This window comes from Streptomyces sp. NPDC056835, assembly GCF_042789485.1.
Taxonomy (GTDB): domain Bacteria; phylum Actinomycetota; class Actinomycetes; order Streptomycetales; family Streptomycetaceae; genus Streptomyces.
On the sequence record NZ_JBHUBB010000022.1, the window covers coordinates 26,059 to 50,747 of the forward strand.

At 72.0% G+C, this 24,689-nt stretch carries 16 protein-coding genes; 5 read left to right on the forward strand and 11 right to left on the reverse strand.

What is annotated here, in order from left to right:
- Window positions 1-60: 60 nt before the first annotated feature.
- Window positions 61-606 carry a TetR/AcrR family transcriptional regulator gene (locus tag ACFRMN_RS24350; protein WP_383022803.1) on the reverse strand — a complete coding sequence of 182 codons (546 nt, stop codon included), beginning with the start codon at window positions 604-606 and terminating at the stop codon, window positions 61-63.
- 171 nt (window positions 607-777) lie between these two features.
- On the opposite strand from ACFRMN_RS24350, the gene ACFRMN_RS24355 reads away from it, so the two are divergent.
- Complete coding sequence (locus tag ACFRMN_RS24355) at window positions 778-1,617, forward strand: oxidoreductase (RefSeq protein WP_383022804.1); 840 nt, start codon at window positions 778-780, stop codon at window positions 1,615-1,617.
- A gap of 111 nt (window positions 1,618-1,728) precedes the next feature.
- Here the strand turns inward: ACFRMN_RS24355 and ACFRMN_RS24360 are convergent, their stop codons facing one another.
- From ACFRMN_RS24360 to ACFRMN_RS24385, 6 genes are all read right to left on the reverse strand, one after another.
- On the reverse strand, window positions 1,729-4,761 hold the full coding sequence (locus ACFRMN_RS24360; RefSeq protein WP_383022806.1) for a CARDB domain-containing protein: 3,033 nt from the start codon (window positions 4,759-4,761) through the stop codon (window positions 1,729-1,731).
- Window positions 4,762-5,307: 546 nt separating this feature from the next.
- On the reverse strand, window positions 5,308-6,879 hold the full coding sequence (locus tag ACFRMN_RS24365) for an ATP-binding protein (protein ID WP_383022807.1): 1,572 nt from the start codon (window positions 6,877-6,879) through the stop codon (window positions 5,308-5,310).
- A gap of 73 nt (window positions 6,880-6,952) precedes the next feature.
- Window positions 6,953-7,531, reverse strand: a complete 579-nt coding sequence (locus ACFRMN_RS24370) for a hypothetical protein (RefSeq protein ID WP_383022809.1) — start codon at window positions 7,529-7,531, stop codon at window positions 6,953-6,955.
- On the reverse strand, window positions 7,528-7,770 hold the full coding sequence (locus tag ACFRMN_RS24375; RefSeq protein ID WP_383022811.1) for a hypothetical protein: 243 nt from the start codon (window positions 7,768-7,770) through the stop codon (window positions 7,528-7,530). Before ACFRMN_RS24375 ends, ACFRMN_RS24370 begins: the two co-directional genes overlap by 4 nt.
- On the reverse strand, window positions 7,767-9,545 hold the full coding sequence (locus ACFRMN_RS24380) for a hypothetical protein (RefSeq protein WP_383022813.1): 1,779 nt from the start codon (window positions 9,543-9,545) through the stop codon (window positions 7,767-7,769). Before ACFRMN_RS24380 ends, ACFRMN_RS24375 begins: the two co-directional genes overlap by 4 nt.
- Before the next feature lie 96 nt (window positions 9,546-9,641).
- Window positions 9,642-10,103 (reverse strand): hypothetical protein, encoded by a 462-nt coding sequence (locus tag ACFRMN_RS24385; protein WP_383022815.1) that lies wholly within the window; start codon window positions 10,101-10,103, stop codon window positions 9,642-9,644.
- Window positions 10,104-10,315: 212 nt separating this feature from the next.
- On the opposite strand from ACFRMN_RS24385, the gene ACFRMN_RS24390 reads away from it, so the two are divergent.
- Window positions 10,316-12,346: a caspase domain-containing protein gene (locus ACFRMN_RS24390; protein WP_383022817.1), complete on the forward strand. Its 2,031-nt coding sequence runs from the start codon at window positions 10,316-10,318 to the stop codon at window positions 12,344-12,346.
- Between the two features lie 33 nt (window positions 12,347-12,379).
- On the opposite strand, the gene ACFRMN_RS24395 is transcribed toward ACFRMN_RS24390, so the two are convergent.
- Genes ACFRMN_RS24395 through ACFRMN_RS24405 form a run of 3 tightly spaced genes read right to left on the reverse strand, consistent with a single transcriptional unit; the run spans window position 12,380 to window position 18,264 of the window.
- Window positions 12,380-16,819 (reverse strand): CHAT domain-containing protein, encoded by a 4,440-nt coding sequence (locus tag ACFRMN_RS24395; RefSeq protein WP_383022818.1) that lies wholly within the window; start codon window positions 16,817-16,819, stop codon window positions 12,380-12,382.
- A 10-nt stretch (window positions 16,820-16,829) separates the two neighbouring features.
- Window positions 16,830-17,495: an RES family NAD+ phosphorylase gene (locus ACFRMN_RS24400; RefSeq protein WP_383022820.1), complete on the reverse strand. Its 666-nt coding sequence runs from the start codon at window positions 17,493-17,495 to the stop codon at window positions 16,830-16,832.
- Between the two features lie 4 nt (window positions 17,496-17,499).
- Window positions 17,500-18,264 (reverse strand): hypothetical protein, encoded by a 765-nt coding sequence (locus ACFRMN_RS24405; RefSeq protein WP_383022821.1) that lies wholly within the window; start codon window positions 18,262-18,264, stop codon window positions 17,500-17,502.
- A gap of 401 nt (window positions 18,265-18,665) precedes the next feature.
- Here ACFRMN_RS24405 and ACFRMN_RS24410 point away from each other — a divergent pair, with 401 nt between their 5' ends.
- The 3 genes from ACFRMN_RS24410 (at window position 18,666) to ACFRMN_RS24420 (ending at window position 22,718) form a co-directional block, all read left to right on the forward strand.
- Window positions 18,666-20,966: an N-acetylmuramoyl-L-alanine amidase gene (locus ACFRMN_RS24410; RefSeq protein ID WP_383022937.1), complete on the forward strand. Its 2,301-nt coding sequence runs from the start codon at window positions 18,666-18,668 to the stop codon at window positions 20,964-20,966.
- A gap of 240 nt (window positions 20,967-21,206) precedes the next feature.
- A complete protein-coding gene (locus ACFRMN_RS24415) occupies window positions 21,207-21,758 on the forward strand; it encodes a SigE family RNA polymerase sigma factor (protein ID WP_383022939.1) in 552 nt (183 codons plus the stop codon).
- 93 nt (window positions 21,759-21,851) lie between these two features.
- The gene (locus tag ACFRMN_RS24420; RefSeq protein ID WP_383022823.1) at window positions 21,852-22,718 is read left to right on the forward strand and encodes a hypothetical protein; all 867 of its coding nucleotides are present in this window, start codon (window positions 21,852-21,854) and stop codon (window positions 22,716-22,718) included.
- A 106-nt stretch (window positions 22,719-22,824) separates the two neighbouring features.
- On the opposite strand, the gene ACFRMN_RS24425 is transcribed toward ACFRMN_RS24420, so the two are convergent.
- Window positions 22,825-24,543, reverse strand: a complete 1,719-nt coding sequence (locus tag ACFRMN_RS24425) for a bifunctional 3'-5' exonuclease/DNA polymerase (protein ID WP_383022824.1) — start codon at window positions 24,541-24,543, stop codon at window positions 22,825-22,827.
- Between the last annotated feature and the right edge of the window lie 146 nt (window positions 24,544-24,689).

Here is a 24,689-nt window from a genome sequence, read left to right on the forward strand (position 1 = left end):
GACACGGACCGACGGTGAGCGTCACCCGTTCAGACAGCAGGTGCCGCTAGGCCCTGTCCGTCAGGAACCGCCCAGGCCGCGCAGGAAGGTGTCCACCACGAGGTCGGCCGCCTGAGGGGGTTCGATCTCGGGGAGCCGGTGGGCGACGCTGTCCACCAGTTCGTCGAAAACGATTCTCGCCCAGTCCAGGGGCACCTCCGGTCGCAGATAGCCCTCGTCGGCCGCCCGCCGGAGGAAGTCGTCCAGCCGCTTGCTCTGCTCCGTGCGCCGGGGCTGGGCGGCGGGGTCCGCCCGCATCATGCGGCGCGTGTCGACCGGCCATTCGCGGCTGACGGGGACGATCCCCTCCACGTAGCGGTGCAGCGCGACGGCCACCGGGGCCTCGGTGAGCCTGGCGTCGTCGAGCACCCGCTCGGCCGAGTCGAGCTTGGCCTGGAAAACGGCGCTGAGCAGGGCCTCGCGGGTGGCGAAGCGCCGGTGGACGGTGCTGCGGTCCACCCCCGCCGCGCCGGCGATGGCCGACAGCGAGGTGCCCGGATCCTCGGCGAGGAGGCGGGCCCCCGTGCGCAGGACCGCGGCCAGGTTGCGTGCGGCATCAGCCCTCATGGAGTGCCGGTCCTTTCGGATAGTGGCAATTGGGCAAGCATAGTCGTCGCAGCGGCAGCACCCCAGCTCGTTACTGCAACATGAGTGTTGCGTTTGCTCGAAGAATCGCTACAGTGGCGTCATGGCCCCGTGTCGGATCGCGAACGCGGGACGAGACAGGAGGAGTACGCCATGGCACGGACTTGGTTGATCACCGGTGGTTCCCAGGGGCTGGGAAAGGCATTGGCCCGCGCGGCCCTGGACGCGGGGGACCAGGTCGTGGTGACCTCGCGCAGGCCGGAGTCCCTGGCCGCCCTGAAGGCGGAGCACCCCGAGCGGCTGGAGGCGGTGGCCCTGGATGTCACCTCGCCGTCCGAGGCCCGTGACGTGGTCGCCGCCGCGGTCGGGCGTTTCGGTTCCCTCGACGTGGTGGTGAACAACGCCGGTTATGCCGCGACCGGTTCGGTCGAGGACTTCCCGGAGGACGAGTTCCGGGCGCAGATCGAGGCGAACCTCTACGGCGTCGTCAATGTGACCCGGGCGGCTCTGCCGGTCCTGCGCGGGCAGCGGTCCGGGCACATCGTGCAGATCTCGTCCATCGGCGGGCGCGTCGGAGGCACGCCCGGACTCAGCGCCTATCAGACGGCGAAGTTCGGGGTCGCGGGCTTCTCCGAGGTCCTTGCGAACGAGGTGGCCCCGCTCGGCATCAAGGTGACCGTCGTGGAGCCGGGCGGCATTCGTACGGGCTGGGCCGCCGGCGCGGCGATGGCGGCCGGGCCGGTCTCCGCCGACTACGAGCAGACGGTCGGTGCCTCGCTGGAGCGGTTCGCGGCCTACAACGGCAAAGAGCCCGGCGACCCCGCCCGTATGGCCGAGGCGATCATCGGCGCGGTGGACGCGCAGGAGCCCCCGCGCCGGCTGTTGCTCGGCGGCGACGCCCTGGGCATCGCCCTGGCCTCCGGTGAGGAGCGGCTTGCCGAGGCCCGGAAGTGGGCCGAGGTCAGCCGCTCCACGGACCACCCGGCCGCCTAGGCCCTGTCCGGTCGATCTTCGCCTGGGGATCCCGTGGCCGGGCAGCGGGGACAGGCCGCTGTGTGGTGGTCGGCCGGTGGGGATGGGGCCGACCACCACGGGGGTCATTCGTTACCAGCGGTTGGCCAGGGTGCGTTTCTGCGCCTTGGCCGAGGTGGTGCCGCCCGTGATCACGAATTGTGAGCCCGGCTGGGTGACGATATTGCCGTCGGCCGAGTTCGTGATGGTCACGTTCGTCAGGTTCGCGCCGCCGCGGGCGCCGCTCATGGCGAGGATGCCCGCGCCGTTGTTGGATTTGTCGATCTTGACGTTACTGATGGCGACGTTCGACATGGCGCCGCCGCCCGTCTTGAACTGGATGCCGTCGTAGGTCGAGTCCAGGATGTCGGTGTCGCGGATCGTGACCCCGGGGATGTCTCTGCTCTGGGCGAAGAGGGTGATGGCGCCGAACTCCTGGTCCTCGTTCCAGAAGGCGCCGCCGGTGCGGTGAAGGGCGTTGTTGGCGATCAGGGTCTGGCCGGAGAAGGGCAGCGGGTCGTGGTCCGTGGCCAGCATGATGCCGGGGTAGTTGGCCGTGTCGTAGATCAGGTTGTTCTCGATCTTGTTGCCGTAGCCGCCGTAGACCGCGACGCCGTTCGCCCGCCAGGGCAGTTGGATCGTGTTGTTGATGAACTGGTTGTCGTGCGCGATGTCCGTCGACGGGTTCTTCACATAGCGGTTGGCCCAGACCGCCAGGGAGTCGTCGCCGGTGGTGCGGAACGAGGAGTTGAAGACGCGGGAGTTGCTGGTGCCGTTGGTGAAGTTGATGCCGTCGGCGTAGGTGTTGCGGATGCGCATACCGGTGAACTGGAGGCCGTCGGCCGGGCCCCAGAGGTCCGGGATGTTGTCGTAGTCACGGCCGACCCAGACGCCCACGTTGGCGTGCTCGATCCAGACGTTGGAGATCTTGGTGTCCTTGCCGAAGCGGCCGTTCAGGCCGACTCCGCCCTCGGCGCCGCCCGGTCCGCCGCGGATGGTGCCCGAGCCGAAGATGGCGATGTCGGAGATCTGGGTGTTGTCGTCGATGTCGAAGCCGAAGTTGCCCTCGTGCGGGTGGTTGATGCTGCCGACCGCCTGGTGCGGCTCGGTCAGGGTGTAGAGCTGGGAGTGCCACATTCCCGCGCCGCGGATCGTGACATCGCTGATGCCCACCTGGTTGTACTGACCGCGGTCGAGCGGGTCATCGGTGAGGATCTTCTTCTCCTGGCGCCACTGCCCCGCCGGGATCCATACGCACGCGATGGCGCCCTCCTGGTCGGCCGTCACCGCCCGCTGGATGGCGGCCGTGTCGTCGATCCCGTCGTCGGGCACCGCGCCGTACTCCGTGATGGAGGTGCACTCGGCCGGCTTGCTCGCCGGGGGCGCCACCTGCTCCAGGTCGATCAGGTCGATGATGTAGAACGAGGCCGAGTCGGCGGCGTCGCGCTGCAACCGGAACTTGGTGCCGACCGGGTAGGTCGACGGCAGCAGTGCGTGCGACTCGTCGAAGAGGCGACGGGCGTCGGCCTGGGGCGTGTTGGTCAGGGCCTCGGGGCCGTCGGTGTTGCCGTACAGCCAGCTGTGCTTCGACGAGAGAGTCAGCTTCCGGACAAAGGTGTCGTTGACGTAGAGGCTGATGGTGGCTTCGGTGCCGCCGCCGTTCGGGGCGTCGGGGATGGAGTTGCGTACGACGATCGAGTTCGAGGGGTTGGTCGAGGTGAACTCGACGAACTGACCGGTGGAGTTGAGCCGTACCGACTTGCGGCCCGAGGACTCGGAGGCGAAGTTGGTGTGCCCGAAGGTGCGCAGCGGGTCGGTCTCCAGCAGGGTGCCCTGGTAGCGGGCGGCCTCGGCCTCGTACTCGACGTACGGGACGGCCGCCCCGCGTCCGACGACGATCGACCGCGAGAACGCGTTGTTGGTCTCGTTGGTCTCGGTGACGACATTGGTGGCGTCGGCGGTGGCGACGATGGTGGCTCCGCCGTTGGTGGCGGTCCAGGTGCCGTTGACGCTCACATTGGCCGTCGCGCCCGCCGCGATCGCCGGGGTGTTGGTGTTGAGCGTGGTGCCGCCCACCGCCACCCGGGTGACCGTGGTGACGCCGGAGCTGGTGGTCCCGCGGTTCTTCACCGCGACGGTGAAGCTGACCGCCGCTCCGACGGCCGGGTTCGCGGGGGTGGATTCGACGCCGAGCACCTGAAGGTCGGGGCCGGGGCTCTGCCCGACGACCAGGTCCGAGGGCGCGGTGAGGCTGTTGTTGTCGTTGTCCTGCTCGATGATCGTGTCGGTCGGGTCCACCAACGCCGTGACGCGGTACGTGCCCGCCGGGCGCTTACCGATGTCGACCGGGACGGTGGCCGAGGCCCCCGCGCCGAGCGCGGGCACCGGCGCGCTGCCCGCGACCACGCCGCCCAGGCTGACGTTCACCGTGGTCGCGCCCGCGGCGGCCGTTCCCGTGTTCCGTACCGTCGCGTTCACCTTGGTCGTGTCGCTCTCCACGGGGGAGGCGGGGGTCCACGACAGGGCGCTGACGGTCAGGTCCGGATTGGGGGCCGGGGTGCCGATCACCTGGAGTTCGGCGACCTGTCCACCGGGCGCGCCGGTGTTGCTGAAGAACTGCAGTTGTAGATCGGCGGCGCGTCCGGTGACCGGGATCGTGACCGTGTTCTCGTTCGACGCCGGGTTGAACGTGTAGTTCGCGCGGGCCACGAGCGACGTGAACGCGGTCGCCGCCTGGTCGCGGCCGAGCACCTGGAGGTTCTGGGTACGGGTCCCCCATATCGGATCGGGGTTGAGCTTGACGACGACCGAGGTGATGTCGGCGTTGGCGCCGAGCTTCACCGTCAGCGTCGACGGGTGTCCCGCGGCCTCCCAGTAGGTGCCGGTATTGCCGTCGTTGGCGTTGCGCGCGACGAACGTGAAGACCGTCGACGAGGCCTCGATCGGCTTGCCCTGGGCCAGATTGGCGGCGGCGACTCTGTCGCCGCCGCCACCGCTGGGCCGTTCGGCCGCGTAGGCGGCGCCGGAGCCTGAGCCGGCGGCTGAGACGGGCAGGAGCCCGACGGTGATCAGGGCGGCGATGACCGCGCCGATGATCAGCCGTCGGCGGGGCTGTTTCCGTTTCATGGTGTCCTCTGTTCTGTCGGAACGAGAGAGCCTGTTCGGAACGAGAGAACGGACAGCCCGCTGGACTGGGCCGGCCGTACGGCGCGCGGGACCCGCGTCACGCGCCACGCGGGTGCGTGGGGGGCGAGGCGCGCGGTGCCGGTGCGCCGGGCCGGGATCCCGGACAGCTGCCGCCCTGAGAGCGAGCGGTGCGGTCCGGAACAGTGCGGTGCGGTGGCGGCAGGCGGGGGCGGGTCCCTGCCGTGAAGTCGCACGCGAGGAGCACGTACGGTCGCAAACGAAGTTGCACGGTGAGCGCAAAGAAATTGAGCTAGTTATCGATGTTTTTGCGAGTCACAGGCTGCAATCATGTCATGTGTTTGTCAACGGTTCTCGCACGCCTGCCCAGTTTTTGGCGCGCGGCAGCGGCACACAGGGCAACCGGCACAGAGGCCCTGGCGCGGATTCGTACGACGCGACGTGTCAGTCGCCCCTCGTCACTCGCCCCTCTTCACTCGTCCCTCGCCCCTCTTCACTCGTCCCTCGTCACTCGCCCCTCGTCCCTTGTCAGTCGCCCATGAAGACGACCCGGCGCGAGGGGCCCGCCGTGCCCGGAGTCGAGGTGGTGAGGGAGCGGCCCGCCGGGACGGCGCGGTCGCGGCCCCAGGAGCGGATCTCCTCGATCTGTTCGGGGTTGGTGCGGATCATGGGGGAGGCGTTGGCGAAGGTGTCCTCGACGAACGAGGGGTCGAGCCCCTTCGGGTCGTCGCCCTGGAGGTGGAGTTCGGCGCCGACGTCATGGAGCGCGGCCTCGATGTCGGAGCCCGCGAAACCGTCGGAGAGGTCGACCAGCAGGTCCAGCCGGTCCGGGGCGGGCTCGGCCTTGACGTAACGGCGGTAGTAGAGCTGGATGATCTCCCTGCGGTCCTGCGCGTCCGGCAGGTCCACGAAGAAGAGTTCGTCGAAGCGGCCCTTGCGCAGCAGTTCGGGAGGCAGACTGCGGACGTCGTTGGCGGTGGCGACGACGAACGCGCGCGAGTCGGACTCCTGGAGCCAGAAGAGGAACTGACCGATGACCCGCTGCGGCACGCCCGACATGTCATGGCTGCCGGCGAGGCCCTTCTCGATCTCGTCGATCCACAGGATGCACGGCGCCACGCGATCCGCGGTCTCCAGGGCCTCGCGCATCCGGCTCTCCGACTCACCGAGGTACTTGCCGTGGATGCTGGCCATGTCCAGCCGGTAGAGGGGCAGCCGCCACTGGGACGCGATGGCCTTGGCGGAGAGCGACTTCCCGCAGCCGGGCACGCCGACCAGGAGGGCGCCGCGGGGCGGCCGCAGGCCCGTGCCCCGCAGATCTGAGTGCATCAGCTGGTGCTTGCGCCGCAGCCAGTCGCGGAGATTGGTCAGTCCGCCGATTCCGTAGTCCTCCTCGCTCTTGAGGTGGATACGTTCGAGTCCGGCCAGATCGCTGAAGATCCGGTCCTTGGAGCGGGCGAGGGCCAGGACGTCGTCCTTCTCCACGGAGCCCTTGGCGACCAGCGTGGCCATCAGATTGACGGCCTCGCCCTCGGTGACGCCCTGAAGGAACTCCGCGGCCCGGCGCGCGTCCTCCTCGGTCCAGGCGATCGGCACGACTTCGTGATGGTCGGCGAGAAAGCTGTGGATCGTCGCGTACATCTCGTCGGGGTCGGGGAGTTCGAGCTGAAGGCTCATCCCGAGCCGCTGGAGGCCGCTCCAGATCGGCTTGTCGGTGATCAGGACCAGGCTGCCCGAATTGGCGTCGGCGAGCCTGGCGAGTTCGGCGACATGCCGGGTGAACGGGGTGTCGGTGTCCAGATCGTCCGGATCCACCAGCACCAGGGTCGCGTACGGCCGCCCGCTGAACTGGGCCGCGGCGAACTCCATCGCACCCGTCAGCGAACGGTCGTCCTGGACCGTCGCGTTGGACCGCAGATCCCGCAGCCCGGTGGCGCGCGTATAGATCCAGAACGGCTGCCCCGACCGGCGGGGCTGCGCGGCGACCTCCTTCACGAGGCGCAGCGCGCGCGGCTGTTCGATGGTGCGCAGGCCGATGACCGGCACGCGTGCGGTGAGGTAGTTGTCCAGGTCGTCGTGGCACTCACGGTAGTTCGGCATGCGGGGCCTTCTGCTGAGGGAAGGGGAAGTGGGGCATTCGCAGGCATTCGCGAAGGACGGGAAGGCGGTGGAGTTATGGCGGGGTCACCCGGCGCCTGCCCGTCGCCGTCGGGTCGTACGACCAGCCGCCGGTCGCGGCGGGCTCCCCCGTGGGTACGGGCGGTGGCGCGGAGGTCACCGCCGTGAGCGGGTTGTCGCGCAGCGTCCGCCGCCGGGCCTCGACGCGGCGCGGGTCGCCGCCCTCCGACACCATCGTCTCGACGGCCCGTTCGAGGTCCTGCTGGAGGGAGCGGGTCGCGTCGTCCACCATCTTCAGCAGCCGTGGCCGCAGGTCCTCGGGCAGCCCGGGGTGGGTCGCCAGGGCCCGTACGGGACGCAGTCCCGACCGGGCCTGCGCCAGGGCGCGCCCGACCGAGAACTCGTCCGCCGCCTCGCCGAGCGCCGCGCCGAGCGCGTCGGCGCAGCGCTGGAGGCGCGCGGAGAGCGCGTCGGTGAGCCGCAGCCGCAGCCGCTCCCAGGTGTCGGTGGCGAAGTCCTCCTGGCGCAGGGCCGGCAGCCCCACGCCGTCGGACCGGCCGCCGGCCGCCCAGTCGGTCAGGAACGCCGCCCAGGTCTCGTACGTACCCCCATGGGCCCAGAGACTCCCGGTCACAGGTCCTGCTTCGGGCGTCGTACGGTCATCTCACCCGGCGGCAGCGGCTCCCAGTCGGGCAGCCCCTCCACCACCTTGCGCAGCCGGGAGGTGGCGCGCTCCTTGGGGCGCGTGGGGGTGGCCGCCCAGGGTGAGGCGGCCTGGGCAGCCACCCGGGGGGTCCCGGACGGCGCGGCCTGGGGGGTCCCGGACGGCGCGGGGGGTGGGACGACGCGGCGGGGTTGCTGCTCGGGGATCACGATGACTGCTCCTCCGCCGGCTCGGTGACGGTACGGCCCTCGTACGGTGACGAGGCGTGCGCGGCGGTCGCCAGCGAGGCGATCATGGCGCGGGTGGCGGCTTCCACGGCGTCCGCCTGCTGGAACCGGCTCTGCCAGTCCGTCAGTTCGGCGCGGGCCGCGCGCAGGGTCTCGACGGATTCCTGTTTGGCCCGTTCCAGGGACTGCCTCGCCGTCTCCTGGAGCGTGCGGGCCGCGTCGGCGCGGTTGTTCAGGACCAGCGCCCACACCCCACCGACGATCAGCGCCGCCACCAGCGCGAAGCCGATATGGAACGGGCTGAACAGCACCAGGACGGCGAGCACGATCCCACCCGGCAGCAGGGCCTTCTGCCGCCAGGGGAAGGCTAGCGAGTCGATGAACGGCCGGGCGTGCCCGTCCCAGTGCGCGGCCAAGGACGCCTCCAGGGCCGCCAGCGGGGTCGTGAACGAACCCGACCACGGCGGCAGCGCGAAGGTCTGAGCCCCCACGCCGTGCGCCGTGGCGAAGTACGCCCCCACGTCCGCCGGGATGGCCGCCCGGTAGTCCCGGCTGAAGGAGGCGTGCGCCCGCTTGAACCAGCTGTGGCAGGCGGCCACCGAGAGCCGCTGAGTGGCCGGGGATGCGCCGATGGCCGCCGGGTTGAGGGCCGAGGTGGTCTGGACGGTGAGGTAGTCGAGGGTTTCCTCCAGCGACGCCGAGTCGGTGTCGACGGCCTGCTTCGCGGCGTCCAGATCGCCGCCGTTGTCGATGACGGCGTGGTTGAAGGCCAGATCGCGGCGGAGCGGCAGCTCCTCGTTGTCGTACTCCCCGACCAGCCGGTCCAGGATGTCGTCGACCGCGTCCTCGATACGGTCCGTGGGCCCGGACTCGCGCGCCATCATCGCCGTGTACTTGTCGAGTACGGTCTGCTGGGCACGGGCCGAGGAGAGCACGGCGTCCAGCCGCGCCCACTCCGGGGACACCGCGGCCAGCCGGGGGAAGTCGGCCCCGGCGGACGGCGCGCGCAGCGAGTCGATCTCCGCCCGCCAGCGGGTGACCTGGGCGGTCTCGGTCGTCTCGTCGGCGAGCAGGGTCTCGCGCCAGGTGGCGAGGGTGTCGCGCAGCAGCTCGCGCCCCGCCGCGCCGAACGCGCCCTGCGAGATCGATTCGAGGATCACCGCGAACTCCCGGCCGAGCGCGGCCGGGTCCTGGACGTTGAGGTAGTGGCGCAGCCAGCGCACCGCGCCGGCGTGACGGCCCTGGCGGCGCAGCACGAGCGCGAAGAACAGCGAGGTCCGGTCGGGGGAGCGGCGGAACGCCTCCTCCACGGCGCGCTCGCACAGCGACCGGTCGTCCGCCGCCCAGCTGGACATCGCGATCAGCGCGGGGGCCAGCCAGTAGCGCGGCGTCTGGATCATGAGCTGCTCGCTCACGTTCCGTACGGTCTCGTCGGAGACCAGACCGGTGTCGAAGGCCTGGAGCATGCCGACCGCCGAGCGCCTGACCACCTTGTGATGGCCGAACTCGTGGTCCACCTTGTCCTGGATCACCCCGACCCGGGTCTCGGCACGCTGGACGTTGGCCGTCAGCTCGGCCTGCCGCACGAACGTCATGAAGTCGGCCCGCAGTCGCTGGAGTTCGGTGCGGGTCTCCTGCTGGGCCTGGCCGACGGCCGACACCTGGCCGGAGACCGCTCCCACCTGCTCGCCCAGCCGCACCACGAGGCTGTTCACGCGATCGACCTGCCGCCGCAGGTGGTAGTCCACCTCGGACATGGATCCTCCGTCGTTGTCTGTGGCTCTGGAGTTCTGGGATTCGAGGCTGGTGGGGGTGGCGGGGGTGGCGAGTGGGGTTGGCGGGGTTGGCGGGTTCTACGGGCGTACGACCGAGCCGTCGTCCAGGACCGGCAGTACCGTCCCGCCGGCATAGACCTCGACGTACTCATAGGCCCCGGACCGCACCAGCATCCGGGCCGCCGCGAAGGGTTCCGGCATCGGATCGCCCGGGGCGAAGTGGTCGATGATCGTGTGGAAGAGGCTGAGCCGGTGGTCCACGAAGGGCGGCCCGAGCCGGCACACGGCCACGAAGCCCACCGGGACGTCGCCGTACGTCATGGCGTACTGCTCGCGGATCCAGCCGGACAGCTCCCGCACCGCCGCCTCGTTCAGCCCGGCGTCCAACCGCCCCACGGAGTCCATCAGTTCGCGCGTACGGTCCCGGTAGCGGTCGGGCGAGACGGCCGGGCGGCCCGTCGGCGGCGCGGGTACGGCGCTCCTGCCCGGTGCGGCGGCCGGTCCCGCGGCGGGGCGTACCACCCGGCGCGGTCCTTCCATGAATCCCATGGATCCCCCAAGATCCCCCGTGTGTCATGCGTCCGTCCGGCACGGCCTGAACCGCGCGGGCTCAGAACAATAGCGACGGCACCTCCATACTGCTAAGCGCTGTGCGCCAACGACAGCGGATAACCGAAGTACGCCCGGCAAGCGCCCAGTTCACGACCGGCGCGCGCCCGCCACGCCCGTGCGCTCCCTGACAGACTTCTCCCATGGGGAACGTGTTCGTACTTCTGGTGGGGATCAACGACTACGCGGCCTTGTCGTCGGCCGCCCCGCCGGGATCGTCCGGGGCGCCGGGTTCGCTGAGCGGCTGCGTCAATGACATCCGGGCCGCGCGGGGCTGGCTGGAGGGGCGGCTCGGCGGCCCGCCGCCCCGGATCCTCCAACTGACCGACGGCGAGGCGACGGTGGCCGCCGTCACCGAAGCCCTCCGTACGCATCTGGGTCAGGCGGGCCCCGGCGACACCGCGCTGTTCTGGTACGCGGGCCACGGCACTCAGTTCGCCGCCACCGAGCGCGCCCATCTGTATGTCGAGCCGACCGGCTACTGCCAGGCCCTGGTCTGCGCCGACGGCATCCTGATCGACAAGGATCTCGGCGCGCTCCTGGACGGGGTCGCCTCGGACGGCGCGCACACCGTCGCCGTCCTCGACTCCTGCTTCTCCGGTGGCGCCACCCGGCTGAGCGACGACCTCGTCAGGCGCTCGCTGCCGCACGACCCGTCATGGCCGGCGTACGGGGACCCGGGCCCCCGGGCGAGTGGCTCCCGGGCGAGTGGTCCCCGGGCGGGTGGCTCCCGGGCGGGTGGCTCCCGGGCGGGTGGCCCTCAGGCACGCGACGTCCCGGTTCCCGCCGGAGCGGCGCGGCATGTGCTGCTGGCGGCGTGCCGCCTCAACCAGGCGTCGTACGAGGACGGGCACGGCACGGGGCGGCAGGGGCTGTTCACCCGCGCCCTGCTCGGCGCCCTGCGCGACATGGGGCCCGGCACGACCTACCGGCAGGCGCTGGCCGCGGCCGGCTCGCGGGTGCGGTCCGCGACCGAGCACCAGAACCCCGTGCTGTACCCGGCGGAGCCCGGGGGCATCGCCGACCGGGCGGTCCTCGGGGGCGCGGCGGACCGCCCGCTCGGCCCGCATCTGCTGCTGCACGGCCCGGACGGCTGGCAGGTCGACTGCGGTAGCACGCATGGGCTGCCGAGCGGTCCGGAAGGTACGCGGGGTACGCCGGGGACGCCGGGGACGCCGGGTACGCGGGACAACGGTGGTACGGAGTTCAGCGTCGTCGAAGCGGATCGCGAGGGAGGCGTCGTACGCGTACGGGCCGTCGAGCCCCTGCGCGCGCTGGTCACCCCGGTGGGCTGGACCCCGGATCCGGTACGGATCTATCCCGTCGCGGTGTCCGCGCTGGCCCTGCCACCGGCCTCGGTCGTGGTGGACGGCGGCGACCGCACGCTCCTCGACGCCATCGACGCGGCCCCGCTGCTGCGCCTCGCGGACGGTGGCGCGGGTTCCGGAATCGGCCACGGCCAGGTCTTCAAGGTCGTCGTCCGGGACGGTGGACAGGCCCGTGTCCTGCGCCGGGACGGGACCGAGCTGACCGCTCCGCTCCCCGTCCACCGGGTGCCGGACTGCCTGGTCCATCTCACCCGCTGGCACCAGCTGCGGGATCTCGCCAACCCGGCGTCGTCCCTCGCCTCGCTGGTGGACGTCGAGGTGTCCGTCTGGAACGGCGAGCGGATTCTGCCGGACGGCCACGGCGAGATCCGCTGCGCGTACGCGGAGGGGCGCGAGCCGCTGCTCTCCGTACGGATCCACAACCGCTCCCACGACCGCACGCTCTGGTGCGTGCTGCTCGATCTCACCGACAGCTACGCCAGCCACTCGGTGCTCTTTCCCGGCGACTTCATCGGCCCGGGGCGCACCGGCTACGCCCTCGGCAACGCTCGTGTGCGGCTCTCGCTGCCCGAGTCGCGCACGGCAGAGCCCGGCGCGTCCGTCCGCGACTGGCTCAAACTCATCGTGGCCGAGGGCGAGTTCAGCACCGTTCCGTTCCACCTCGCGCCGTGGAGCGCGGACGCTCCGCCCGCCGCCCGAGGCATCGAGGAGGATCACGTCCTGCGCTTCACCCGTCCTCCGCACGCGGGCCGCGACGCGGGTCCGGGTCCGGGTTCTGGCGGCGACGGTGCGCCCGGCCAGTGGCACACCCTCACGATCCCCCTGCGCACGGTGGTGCCCGAGTGATGTCCAGTGATGTCTTCTGTCCGGTGCCGGGGTTCAGCGCCCGAGGTGCGTGAAGCCGGCCCACGCGGTGAGGTCGTCCGGGGTGAGGGCCCCGGCGCGCAGCGCCAGCGTTTTCGGCATGGCGGGCGGGAGTACGCGCGCGGGGTCGAGCATCCACAACTGGGCGCGGCGCAGGGCGGGACCGGGGGACAGGTTCTCGTCGCGCAGATAGTGGTGGGTCATGAACATGAGCAGTGAGGTCGCGTCGTCCGGCACCGGCCAGAGCGAGCCCACGACCGACCGGGCCCCGGCCACGAGGAAGGCCGTGGCCAGGCTGTACGCCTCGTTGTGGCCACGCCCCGAGACATGGCTGCGGCAGGCCGCCAGCACGACGAGTTCCAGCTCGCCGCGCCCGGCGCCCGCGGCGGCCTCGGTCAGTTCCTCGGCGGCCAGCTCGCCGCCGTACAGGGAGAGATACGCGCTGTGCCGCCGGTTCGCCGCGACCGTTCCGTGGCAGGCCAGATGGAGTACGCCGCCGGTGTTCGCGGGGTCGCGCAGCCAGGCGGTGACCTCGCCGGGGGTTGCCATGCCGTCGGGGGTGGCCGGGCCGTCGGGTTTGGCCGGGCCGCGCCCGAGGAAGCGCCCGGCCGGGTAGAAGGCGTGACGTACCGCGTCGGCCTCCTCGCCCGCGTACCGCAGGTCACCGGTCGGGTTGCCGACGACCAGGGCAGCGCCCGTGTGCGGGACCGCGGGCCGCTCCGCGACCTCGCAGAACAGCCGCGCGGAGGCCGCGTACGAGATCCCGGCCGCCTCGACGGCATAACGCCGGGCTCCCGCCCCGAGGGATTCCCAGGCGGCGTGCCAGGGGACCATCCCCAGCGCGCCCATCGGGACGAGGACGAAGGCGGGCGGGGGTTCGCCGGGCGCCTCGCCCACCCCCAGCCCTTCCAGGAGCGGCTTCATCGCGGCGTACCACGCCCAACCGCACAGCCGGTCGAGCGGTTTGCGCGGGGTCTGTCCGGCCGTCCCGTGCGCGTCCCCGTCGTACGGGCCGCCGCCGTCCGGCACCGGGCCCATGTCACGGGCGGCCAGGGGCGCCGGATCGTAGGCGCGCAGGGGCGCCGCGTCCTCGCGGAGCAGGGGCAGCGGGAGCGAGCCCACCCGCCCGGCCGCGGTGACGACGACGGCCGCGCCGGGGCGGGCCTCGTAGCCGGGGACGAGATAGACCAGATAGTCGGCGCCTACGGCGCCGAGCGCGTCGCCGATCCGGGCGGGCGACGGCGGTTCGAGCAGCAGGTCCCGGGGCCGGCCCGTCTCGTCGGGACCGGTGAGTACGGCCAGGACGCGCCGGCGCAGCTCGCTGGGGACGGCCTGCGCCGCGTCCCCCATCGGGCCGGTACCCGCGCCCGGCTGCATGTCCATGCCGCCCGCCGCCCGCCACTCGTCGGCCAGGTCCCGGCGTCCGGCGGCGGCCAGCCGCTCGGGGACGGATCTCGACGTGATCGCCGTGTGCAGGACCAGCCCGCGACAGGAGTCCAGCGCCTGGACCGCCTCGTCGGGGACGTTGTCCTCCAGACACCACGAGGCCACTTCGAGGGCCGCCTCCGTGGCGTTCGCGGCGACCTCGGCGGCATGCGAGGTGCCGGACTGCAACAGCGCGGCCCAGGTCCACCCGCGCAGCGCCTTGAGCCCGGTGCGGCGGCCGGTGCGCCCTTCGTCCCTGCCGGGGGCGGCGCGCAGCCGGTACGCGCGGCCGAGGTTGAGCCCCATCGCCCCGTACAGCCGGTGCTCGGGTCCGCCGGCCTGGCGCGCGGCGCGCTCCAGCCAGTCGATGCCGGTGTCGAGATCACGGCGGTCGTGCCCACCGGCGGCGAGCGCGCAGAGGGAGATGCCGACGATGCTCGCGTACCGCAGCCAGCTGTCGCTGCCCTCGTCGACGAACGTGAGCGCTTCTTCCACCAGCGTGAGGGACTCCCGTACGCCCCGCGCGTCGCCCAGCGCGCCCGCGCGCACGTTGCGCGCGATGCCGTTGTCGCCGAGTACCCAGGCGCGGTGATCACGCGGCAGCCTGGCCGCCAGCCGCCGCAGCTCGGCCGTACTGGGCTGGCCGGACGGCGGCGGGAGCGGCGGTACGCCGAGCCTGTCCGCGAGGTGGTCGCGTTGCGAGTGGACGTTCACCAGCATCGTCCACACCTCGATGCGCGAGGGATCCTCGGGGTTCAGTTCCGCGTAGAGCGCCGCCAGCTTGGCGCGGCCCCGGTCGACGCCGGCCAGATCGCCGCTGAGAGCGGCCCGGTACGCCTGGAGACCCGCCTGCTGGCCGTCCAGGAGCCGGCGCATGTGCGGGGTGAAGGTGGGGCTGTCCTTCAGTTGCTGCCAGGCGTCCTCCGCGGCGTCCAGGTCGTCCACGGCGCCGCGCATTTGGCCGCGCTGGTTCGTGGCGAACAACCGCAGGAGGCTGACGCCGTCGAGGTGATCGCGCTCGGTGTCGCCCGACTCCGGTACGTTCGCGGCGCCCGCTCGACCGGCCGCGGACGCGCCGTTCTCGTGAGACGCGCCGGTCGCTTGGGTCGCGTCGGTCGCCGCCCGGGTCGTACCGGACATGCCGGGCTCGCCACCCAACGTGGTCCGGGCCCGGTCGAACTCGGCGATGACCTCGTCCAGTCCCGTGCCCGCGCCGGCCATCTCGTCCTGGAGCCTGACGTATCCGGCGACCCCGTGCACCCTGCTCTGCCAGGTGGCGTTCTCCGGTCCGCTCGCTCTGGCGGCCTCGAAGAGGGCGGTCTTCCGCTCCTCGGTGATGTGGTCGCCGTGCGGGTCGAGCATCGGCGCCATGTTGAGGAGATGGCCGGCGGCGATCCCGTACTCCTCGCTCGCCGGATCCAGGGAGCGCCACTTCTCATAGAGGTGATCGAACGTGAGGGTGAGCCGATCGGTGCCCGCCACGTCATGGAACATGGAGCCGTACGTTTCCGCGTCGAAGTCGTCGAAGTCGAGGAAGCTTCGGCCCTGGAAGAAGTCCTCCGTGTACTCCTGGACCGCCTTCTGGCCCTCTTCGAGCACCCCGTTGGGGTCGTCCACCCGCCCGAACGGGGTCGACGCCAAGTGGAACCGCGCCAAGGCGAGCAGCATCTTCGCGTGACGCCGCAGCTCCGGGTCCGCGTCGGCTTCCTCGACCGCGAGTACGCGCCGCGTGCAGTCCTCGATGTCCGCCAGCCGGGCCGGGTTCTCGTCGACCAGATAGCGCGCCAGCTGTATGGAGGCGAGGAGCATCGCCCTGGGCACAGGGTCGCCGTCCCGCGCGGGCAGCCAGTCCCGTACGCCCCGCCTGAGCAGGGCGATGGCCCGCTCGCGAGCGGAGTCGTCGTCCTGCTCGGCGGCGTGCTCGTAGAGCAGCCGGCCGAACGCGTCCGCGAAGACCGGCGAGAGGTCGTCCTCGGCACCCGGTTCGGCGAGCAGGGTGTGCAGTTCGGCGACGGCCGGAGCCAGTTGCTCCCGCTCTTGCCAGGTGAAGAGCAGGGCGGCGCGGATGAAGATGATCCTGGCCCGCGCCTGCCAGGCCCACCAGGGCTCTTCCGCGTCGGTCGCGCCTTGTCCCTGTCCCTGTCCCTGTCCCTGTTCCTGTTCCTGTTCCTGTTCCTGTTCCTGTTCCTGTTCCTGTCCCTGCCCTTGTCCCTGCCCCTGTTGCTGTCCCTCTTGCCGTAGCTGTCGCCGCTCTCGTGCTTCGGCGAGCGCGCGGACGAACTCGTCCCGGGCCTCGCGCAGTTGCTCACGGTCGGCGGCGGCCCGGCCGCTCGACAGCAGGCCGGTCGCGAGCCCGTACCGGAGCAGCGGGATGTCGGAGCCGGGTGCCGCCCCGGCGAGGGCGGTCCGGAAGCACTCCACCGAGGCCCCGAAGTCGCCCTGTTCGAGGGTGAGCTCGCCCAGACACGTGTACAGCTCGGTGGCTTCCTCGGAACCGGCGGCGTGGTCGGCCAGCGCGTCCCGCTGCCGGCGTACGGCCGCGGCGAGGAGGTCCGCACGGCCGGGGTCGCCCTCCGGGGCGCCGTTGTACCGGGCGGCGGACGTCCGGGCCACGAGTAAGCGGGCCAGTGGCGCGTTCCCGGCGGCGAACGGTGAGCTGTCGGGCAGCCCCGCGAGGCCGGCGGTCAGCTGCTCCTCCGCCCGGTGGAGGAGGGCGGGGGCCGGCTCCTGGCCGTACTGGTACAGCAGCACCTGGCCGTACAGCACCCGCCACGCGTACCAGATCTCCTCGCCGTCCTCGCCCCGTGCCGAGAACGCGCGCGACAGCGCCTCGGCGGCGCGGCTCAGGTCGTCGTCCCGGCCCTGCCGCAGATGCAGCTGGAAGGTCCACTCCCCGGCCCAGGCCCACATGTACGGGCGTTCGGGGTCGTCGTCCGGTGTCCGCGCCAGCATCGCCAGCAACTCATCGCGGGAAGCGCGCAGTTCTTCGTCGGACAATCGAGAGACGTCCGGCAGCTCGTTCTCGGACACGACGGTGCTCCTACGGTGCGATCTGCGCGAGATACGGCGCGAGTACGGAGTTGAGCCAGCGTTCGCCCTCGGGCGTCGCGAAGTCGACGGGCGGCTCGTCCGTCTCCTCGACGATCTCCGTAAGGCCCCGGTCCTGGCATCGGTCCTGGAAGAGGATCACCGCGTGCGCGGCGGGCTCGCGCTTCGACGGCCAGACGAACCCCTGGGCCCAGGGGGCGGTCCTGCCCCTGATCCAGTGCCCCCAGTGCCGGGTGTACGCGTACTCGCCGGGCTCGGACTGGACCAGCCAGGCGTCCTGCGCGACGGAGGCGAGATCCGCCCCGGACACCAGCGAGACGACGTCCACATCGGCGGTCAGCCGCAGGAAGGAGAGCCGCTTGCCGCGTACGGAGGCGCGCGGCAGCAGCCGGATCCCGCCGCCCGGGGTGAAGGGGACCGACCGGAGCAGCGACTCGCAGACCGCGGCGGGCGCGGTACGCCCGGCGTAGAGGAACGGGTAGTCGTCGCAGCGCGTCGCGTCGAACCGGCCCCCGTCGTAGAGGCAGTCGGACGGTACGGGGTTGAACGCGGTGCCCGGACGCTTGGACGCGTGGACCCGGAAGAGCGGCGTACCGGCGGGCAGCGGCACCTTCGTGGGCGTGCCCGGGAGCGTGGTGGGCGGACGGCTGTTCGGCACGGAATTACTCCCCCTCCACCAAGTAGCGTGCGGTACCGACGAGTTGGCTGTCCTGGCCGCGGCCGAGCAGTTCCGCGGGGGCGACGCCGAGGTAGCCGTTCGCCGACAGCCACCAGTCCGCCGCGCCCCAAGGATCGCGCCCGGCGTCCAGCAGCCCGTTCACCGCCACGACGACCGGCCAGGGGGTGACCGCGTCGCCGAACTGGAAGGACGGGATACGGATACGGATACGGTCCATGCCCCGCGCGCCCGACTCACCGCGCAGCCGGATCAGCCCGTGGGTGCGCGCGTGCGCCTCGGCGGCCCAGTCGTCCAGCATGGGATACGACAGAAGGCGCTCCCGTACGGGGCCGAGCAGCGGACCGACCATGGGGTTGTCGTCCAGCAGCAGGAAGGCGAGGTCGGCGACGGTGAAACCGGCGTACACCTCCTCCGCCGGCGCCTTTTCCGACGTCCCGTCCTCCAGCGTTCCGGCGAGGCGGTCCGGGTGGGCGGCGACGAGCCGTTCGGCCTCGGCGGGAGGCAGCAGGGCGAGGACGAAGCGCGCGGTCTCGCCGGCCGCCGCCGTTCGGCCGGGGGCATGGCGCTCCATGGACCGCAGGGAACGCAGCGCGGACGAGAGCCCGTTCGCGGTCACAGCCGCGTCTTCCGTACCGGCCGCGTCTTCCGTACCGGCCGCACCTTCCGTACCGGCCGTACCCGATCGCAGGTAGGGGCCGAGCCGGCCCCAGTCGGCGGCCACCGCCGCCAGCACACGATACGGATTCACCCGCGCCCCCTCCCCGTGGTGAGCGCCCCGCTCCACCACGTCCGTTCCCGGAGCGTCGGCGGCACGCCCGAAAGGATCGCACCGCCGGGCACGCCGCTTCAACCGCGTCCCCCACCCCATTCAACCGTCCCCGCTGGTCGCTTCCCGGGCGCGAACGGGGTGACTGCTGGGGGCGGTCGGCCGGACACACGGCGTCCGCCGCGCGCCCACGGCGAAATGGTTGTACGGAAACGACGTGAAGACCGCACTTTTTTCGCGCGCTGTCATGTGGTGAGATGGCGCGCTCGCGCATTCTTCTGCGCCACGTCAACAGGGGGAGGTACGGCGTGACGTCGCGTCGGATCTGGATCACGGCCGGCATCACAGCTGTCGGTGTCTCGGGGGTACTCGTCTTCCAGGGCATGTCCGGAGACCTCGGGTTTCCCGGGTCCTCGGACACGTCCGGGGACGGCAAGCGCTCGGGACCGGTGCCTACGGACGTCCGGGCGGCCGATCTGCGGCTCCAGGACGACGGCCGTGGCGCCGCCCTCCCGCGCCGGGACACCGATCGGTTCAGCATGCTGGGTGTCACCTGGAACGACCCGAGGGCACGCGTGTCCGGCAAGGTCGAGGCACGTACCCGCGCTGTGGGGTCCGGCACATGGTCCCGCTGGCTGGTGCTCGACGGCGACAGCGGCCAGGGCGAGAGCGCGGCCGAGCGCGGCGGGACCGAGCCCGCGTGGGTGGGGCCCTCCGACGGTGTCGAGGTACGTGTCACCAGCGGCGGGAACACCTCGGCACAGCTGCCGGCCGGCCTCAGCCTGGCCATGATCGACACGAACAGCGGCAGTGACGGCGGCACGGACAGCGGCAGTGACGGCGGCACGAACAGCGGCAGTGACGGCGGCAAGGACCTGGCGATGGCGCCCGCGGGCTTCGCCGCGGACACCGCCGACGATCCCGTCACCCCGGCGCCGGGCGAGCCCTCGGACGCCCCCGTTCCGAGCGACGGCCCGAGCACCGCTCCCACGGACGGCACGGACCCCTCCGTCCCGCCCGCGCCGAGCGAGAGCCCGAGCGACGCCCCCTCGACCCCGCCGCCCTCCTCGGAGCCGCCGGGCACCACACAGCCCTCGACGCCTCCGGCGTCGTCCCCCGCGCCGACCCCGACGGCCAGTATCCCCACCGCGCCGCCGTCGACCGCGCCGCGCCCGCCGATCACCTCACGGGCCGGCTGGGGAGCCGACGAGTCGATCAGCCCCGAGGAGCCCGGCTATCTGCCGGACGGCCGGATCAAGGCGGTCGTGGTGCACCACACCGCCGAGAGCAACACCTACACCTGCGCCCAGGCCCCGGCCGTGGTGCGCGGCGTGTACGCGTACCACGTGAAGGAACTGGGCTGGAAGGACATCGGCTACAACTTCCTGGTCGACAAGTGCGGAACGGTCTACGAGGGCCGCAAGGGCGGCGTCGACCGGCCCGTGCTGGGCGCGCACGCCTACGGCTTCAACACCGAGACGACCGGTATCTCCGTCCTCGGTACGTACACCGACACCGCGCCGTCGTCGGCCGCCATGGTCTCGGTCGCCCGGATCGCCGCCTGGAAGCTCGGCCAGTACGGGGTGAACCCGGCCGGCACCGCCACGCTCACCGCCGGTGACAGCGGGCGCAACTACTTCGGCAAGACCTGGGCCAAGGGCGCGCAGATGTCCTTCCCGGCCATCCACGGACACCGCGACGGCTACAACACGCAGTGCCCCGGCGACGCCTTCTACGGCAAGCTCGCCACCATCCGGTCCTGGGCGGCCGGGCCCGCCGCGGCGCCGGCCGTCACGTCCGTCACCGGCGCGGGCCTCGTGGGTTCGACGTACTACACCAAGGCCGCCGTCACCGTGAACTGGTCGACGACCACGCCCTCGGAGCTGATCACCAAGAACGAGCTGCTGGTGGACGGCAAGGTGGCCGCGACCGTCTCCGGTGCCACGACCTCGGGCAAGGTCACGCTCGCGGTCGGCACCCACAAGGTCTCCGTCCGCGCCGTCCATCAGTCCGGCAAGACCGCCACCAGCGCCGCGGCGACGGTCGTCGCGGAGACCACCGCCCCGACCTTCACCACGAAGCCCGCGCTCGCCCTGCGCGCCGGCCTGGTCAACACCACCGCCGTTCCGCTGACCCTGAGCTGGAAGGCGGCCGACAGCGCGGCGCTCAAGGAAGTCCGGCTGACGGCCCCGGTCGCCAAGACGTACGGGCCGACCACCACGAGCGCGTCGCACACCGCCAAGTCCGGTGCGGCGACGACCTGGTCGATGACCGCGTACGACCAGGCGGGCAACACCGCCGCCGCGTCCGTCGCCGGTACGCCGATGATCGTCCAGGAGAGCTCGGCGACCAGGACCGGGTCCTGGACCACCAAGTCGTCCAGCAGCTACCTGGGCGGCAAGTCCTACAGCAGCTCGGCCAAGAACGCCTCCCTCAGCTGGACCTTCACCGGGCGCTCGGTGGCATGGGTGGTCTCCCGGGCGTCGACCTCCGGACAGGCGTACGTCTACCTCGACGGGACGAAGGTGGCGACCGTCGACCTCAAGTCGTCCACCACCAAGTACCGGGACGCGATCTTCACCAAGACCTGGGCGTCCAGCGCCAAGCACACGATCAAGATCGTCGTGGTCGGCACCAGTGGCCGTCCCACCCTCACGACCGACGGCATCGTCTACCTCAAGTGACCAACGGCAAGTGACCCGCGACAGGTATCCCGCGACACAGAGCGAGTGACCGGCCCCCAGAGGGCAGGTGTCCCACCCCGAGCATCCCGGCCGGCGCCGTTCGCCTGCCGGGATGCTCGTTTTCCCGGGGCCCGGTGAAACATTTCCGCCCGCCCACCGCGTCAGTGGAGTGAAGGGCGGGCGGGAAGCCGGGCGCCACGGGGAAACGGGGGATCGGGGACCATGAGGCGCACGGGATGGATGGGGCGTACGGCGTGGCTGGGGCGTACGGGCGGCGAGCCGGCACGGACCTCCCGCGCCGATGACTTCAGGGAGTTCGCCGCCGCCCGCGCGAACCAGCTCTTCCGCTCCGCCTCCCTGCTGACCGGCGGCGACACCCATCTCGCCGAGGACCTGGTGCAGGAGACGCTGGGCCGCATGTACGCGCTGTGGGGGCGCGTCGCCCGGATCGAGAACCCGGCCGGGTACGCGCAGACCGTCCTCGTCCGTACCTTCCTCACACATCAGCGGCGTCGCTCGGCGACCGAACGGCCCCTCGGGGAACTCCCCGAGCCGGCCCAGGTCCCGGGAACCGACCCCGACTTGCGGATCGCGCTGCTCGACGCGCTCGGGCGGCTGTCGGCCCAGGACCGCGCGGTGGTGGTGCTGCGGTACTGGGAGGACCGCAGCGTCGAGGAGACCGCCGACGCCATGCGTGTCAGCTCAGCCGCCGTACGCACCAGATCGGTGCGGGCGCTCGCGAAGTTGCGGGAGCAACTGGGCGACAGATTCGCCGAGTTGGCCGAACGCTGAGCGCTCGTCCCATGGGGCTCGGTTCCGATTCCGCCCGATACATCTCGATACATCTCGATACATCCGATACGCGACCAAGGAGTGGGGTCGACCATGCCCTCTGAAAAGCCATTCGAAGAGCCCTTCGAGAACGGACTCGGCGAGGCGCTGCGCCGCACCGGCGAGACATTCGCGCCCACGGACGGGACCGCCCTGGTGGACGCCGGGCTGACCCGGGGCCGCCGCCGGCTGGCCCGGCGGCGCGCGGCGGCGGTGACGGGCAGTGTGTTCGCGCTGGCCGCCGTGGGGATCGGCGGCGCGTACGGAGGCGGACTGCTGGACGGCGGGGGCGGACAGGACGGCAGGACATCCGTGGCCGCTCCCGCCACCACGCCCGCCGGCCCCGGGCCGGGCAACGACGCGGAACTCCTCGCGATTCTCGCCGGGCTGCTTCCCGGGGGAGAGCTGAAGATGCCGACGACGTTGAGCCCGCCCAGCATCCCGGGCTACCGGAGCGTGCGCGGATCCTTCGACGACGGGAAGGGCGCCGCCGTGGTCACGGTCGGTCTTATCCGCGCCGACCGCACCGGCACCGGGGCGGACCAGCAGGTGACCTGCCCCGACAAGGCGTTCATCCCGCACGAGAACTGCGTCGAATCCGAACTGGCCGGCGGCTCCCGGCTCATGGTGCTTGAGGGGGCGGAGTACGGGGACCGCCCCGAGGGCACCAAGAGCTGGCGGGCCGTCCTGTACACCTCCGACGGTTTCCTGGTCGAGGCGACCGCGTACAACGTTCCGCCCCAGAAGGGAGGCGGGATCGCCCGCACCGATCCGCCGCTGAGCCCCGCGCGGTTGAAGGCGCTGGTCACCTCGGACGAGTGGCGCGGGCCACTGAACGAACTGCCCGCCCTGCCGTCCGCGCGGCAGCCGGCCGACGGTGGTTCCGGGACGTCGGCCGACCCGGACGCCGGACGTCCGTAATCGTCAGACGTCCGCGGTCCGCGGTCCGCAGCCCGCGGTCCGCAGTCCGCAGTCCGCGGTCCGCGGTCCGAAGTCCGTGACGGCGCGGTCCGCGCCGCGCCGCCCCTCACTTCGCGTCGGAGTACCGCACCACCGTCGCGGTCGTGAACGGAAACCGCACCGGTGTCTCCCCGAAGGCGATCCGCCCGGCCAGCTCCCCGGCCGCGCGGATCGCCTCGGCCACTTCCTCGGCCTCCTTCTCCGGGCAGTGCACGATCACCTCGTCGTGCTGGAAGAAGACCAGCTCCGCCCGCATACCGGCGGTCGCCCGCCGCAGCGCGGCCAGCATCAGCAGGGCCCAGTCGGCGGCGCTGCCCTGGACGACGAAGTTACGGGTGAAGCGACCGCGCGCCCGTCCGTTGGACGACGCGTATCCCGGGGTGAACTCGCCGCCGGACGCGGGTGATCCGTCCCCTTCCGCCCCCGGCGCCGGGGATATCTCCTGCGGGATCCCGGCCTCGCCGTCGTCCTCCTCGGCTCCGGCCGCTCGCGGACTCGTCCGCCCCAGCCAGGTCCTGACGAGCCTGCCCTCCTCACCCGCCCGCGCCGCGTCGTCCACATACGCCACGGCCAGCGGGAACCTCCGGCGCAGCGCCGCCAGATTCTTCAGCCCGTCACCGGACGTCTGGCCGTAGATCGCGCCCAGCAGCGCGATCTTCGCGTGGGCGCGGTCCCCCGAGAACGCCCGCGTGGAGAGCGCCGTATAGAGATCGCCCTCGTGCCCGGCCACCTCCATCAGCCCCGGGTCACGGGAGATCGCGGCCAGCACCCGTGGTTCCATCTGGTCGGCGTCCGCCACCACCAGCCGCCAGCCCTCGTCGGCGACGACCGCCCGCCGGATGACCTTGGGTATCTGCAGCGCCCCGCCGCCATTGGTCGTCCACCGGCCCGAGACCGTACCGCCCGGCAGATACTCGGGTCTGAACCGGCCGTCCCGTACCCAGTCCTGGAGCCAGCTCCAGCCGTGCGCCGTCCAGATCCGGTACAGCTTCTTGTACTCGATCAGCGGCTCGACCGCCGGATGGTCGATCTCCGCCAACTCCCAGCGCCGGGTGGACTTCACCTTGATACCGGCCTGCGCGAAGGCCCGCACCACATCCGCCGGCAGATCCGGCCGCACCCGTCGCCCGAACGCCGCCGACACCTCGTCAGCCAGCTCCGCCAGCCGCCGGGGCTCGCCCCCGCCCGCGTACCGCTCACCGAGCAGATCCCCCAGCACCTCACGGTGCACATCCGCGCGCCAGGGCAGCCCCGCGTGATGCATCTCGGCGGCCACCAGCATCCCCGCCGACTCGGACGCCGTGAGCAGCCGCATCCGCCCGGGGTGCTCGGCGGCCGCATGGCGGCGCTGCTGCTCCACGTACACATCGAGCAGCCCCTCGAACGGCACCTCCACGCCCGCGTGCGGCTCGAACAGCGAGGACTGCGACCCGGGCGCCGCCGACCGGGGCGGCGGGTCGGGCGGCACCGGCGCGTTCCGCAGCCTGGCCCAGGCCGCCGCGGCCGACCGGGGCTCCCCGAGCCGTCCCTCATGGCCGAGCAGCAGCAGCTCGGCCGCCTCGATGTCATAGCACCGCTCGACCCGCACCCCCGCCGCCAGCAGTCGCGGATACACCTCGGCGGTGGAGCGCCACACCCAGCGCCCGACCTCCGGCAGCCGGGTCCTGACCGCCGCGACAAGATCGGGCTCCCGCACCACGGGCCCGGCCGGGCGGCCGTCCGGGCCCAGCGAAGCGAGCAGCGCGCCGCCGCCGTCCACCGGGGCCAGAGCCCATCGTTCGCTCATACCACCGAGTCTCGCAGGGGGGTCTGACAACGACGGGCGGATCCGTCCGGCAGGCGAGCCGGGCCTTACGACGGGAGGATCGATTCCGGAACCAGGACCGGGATCGAGACCTGGATCGGGCTCGGGACCGAGGCCCCTGTCATCGG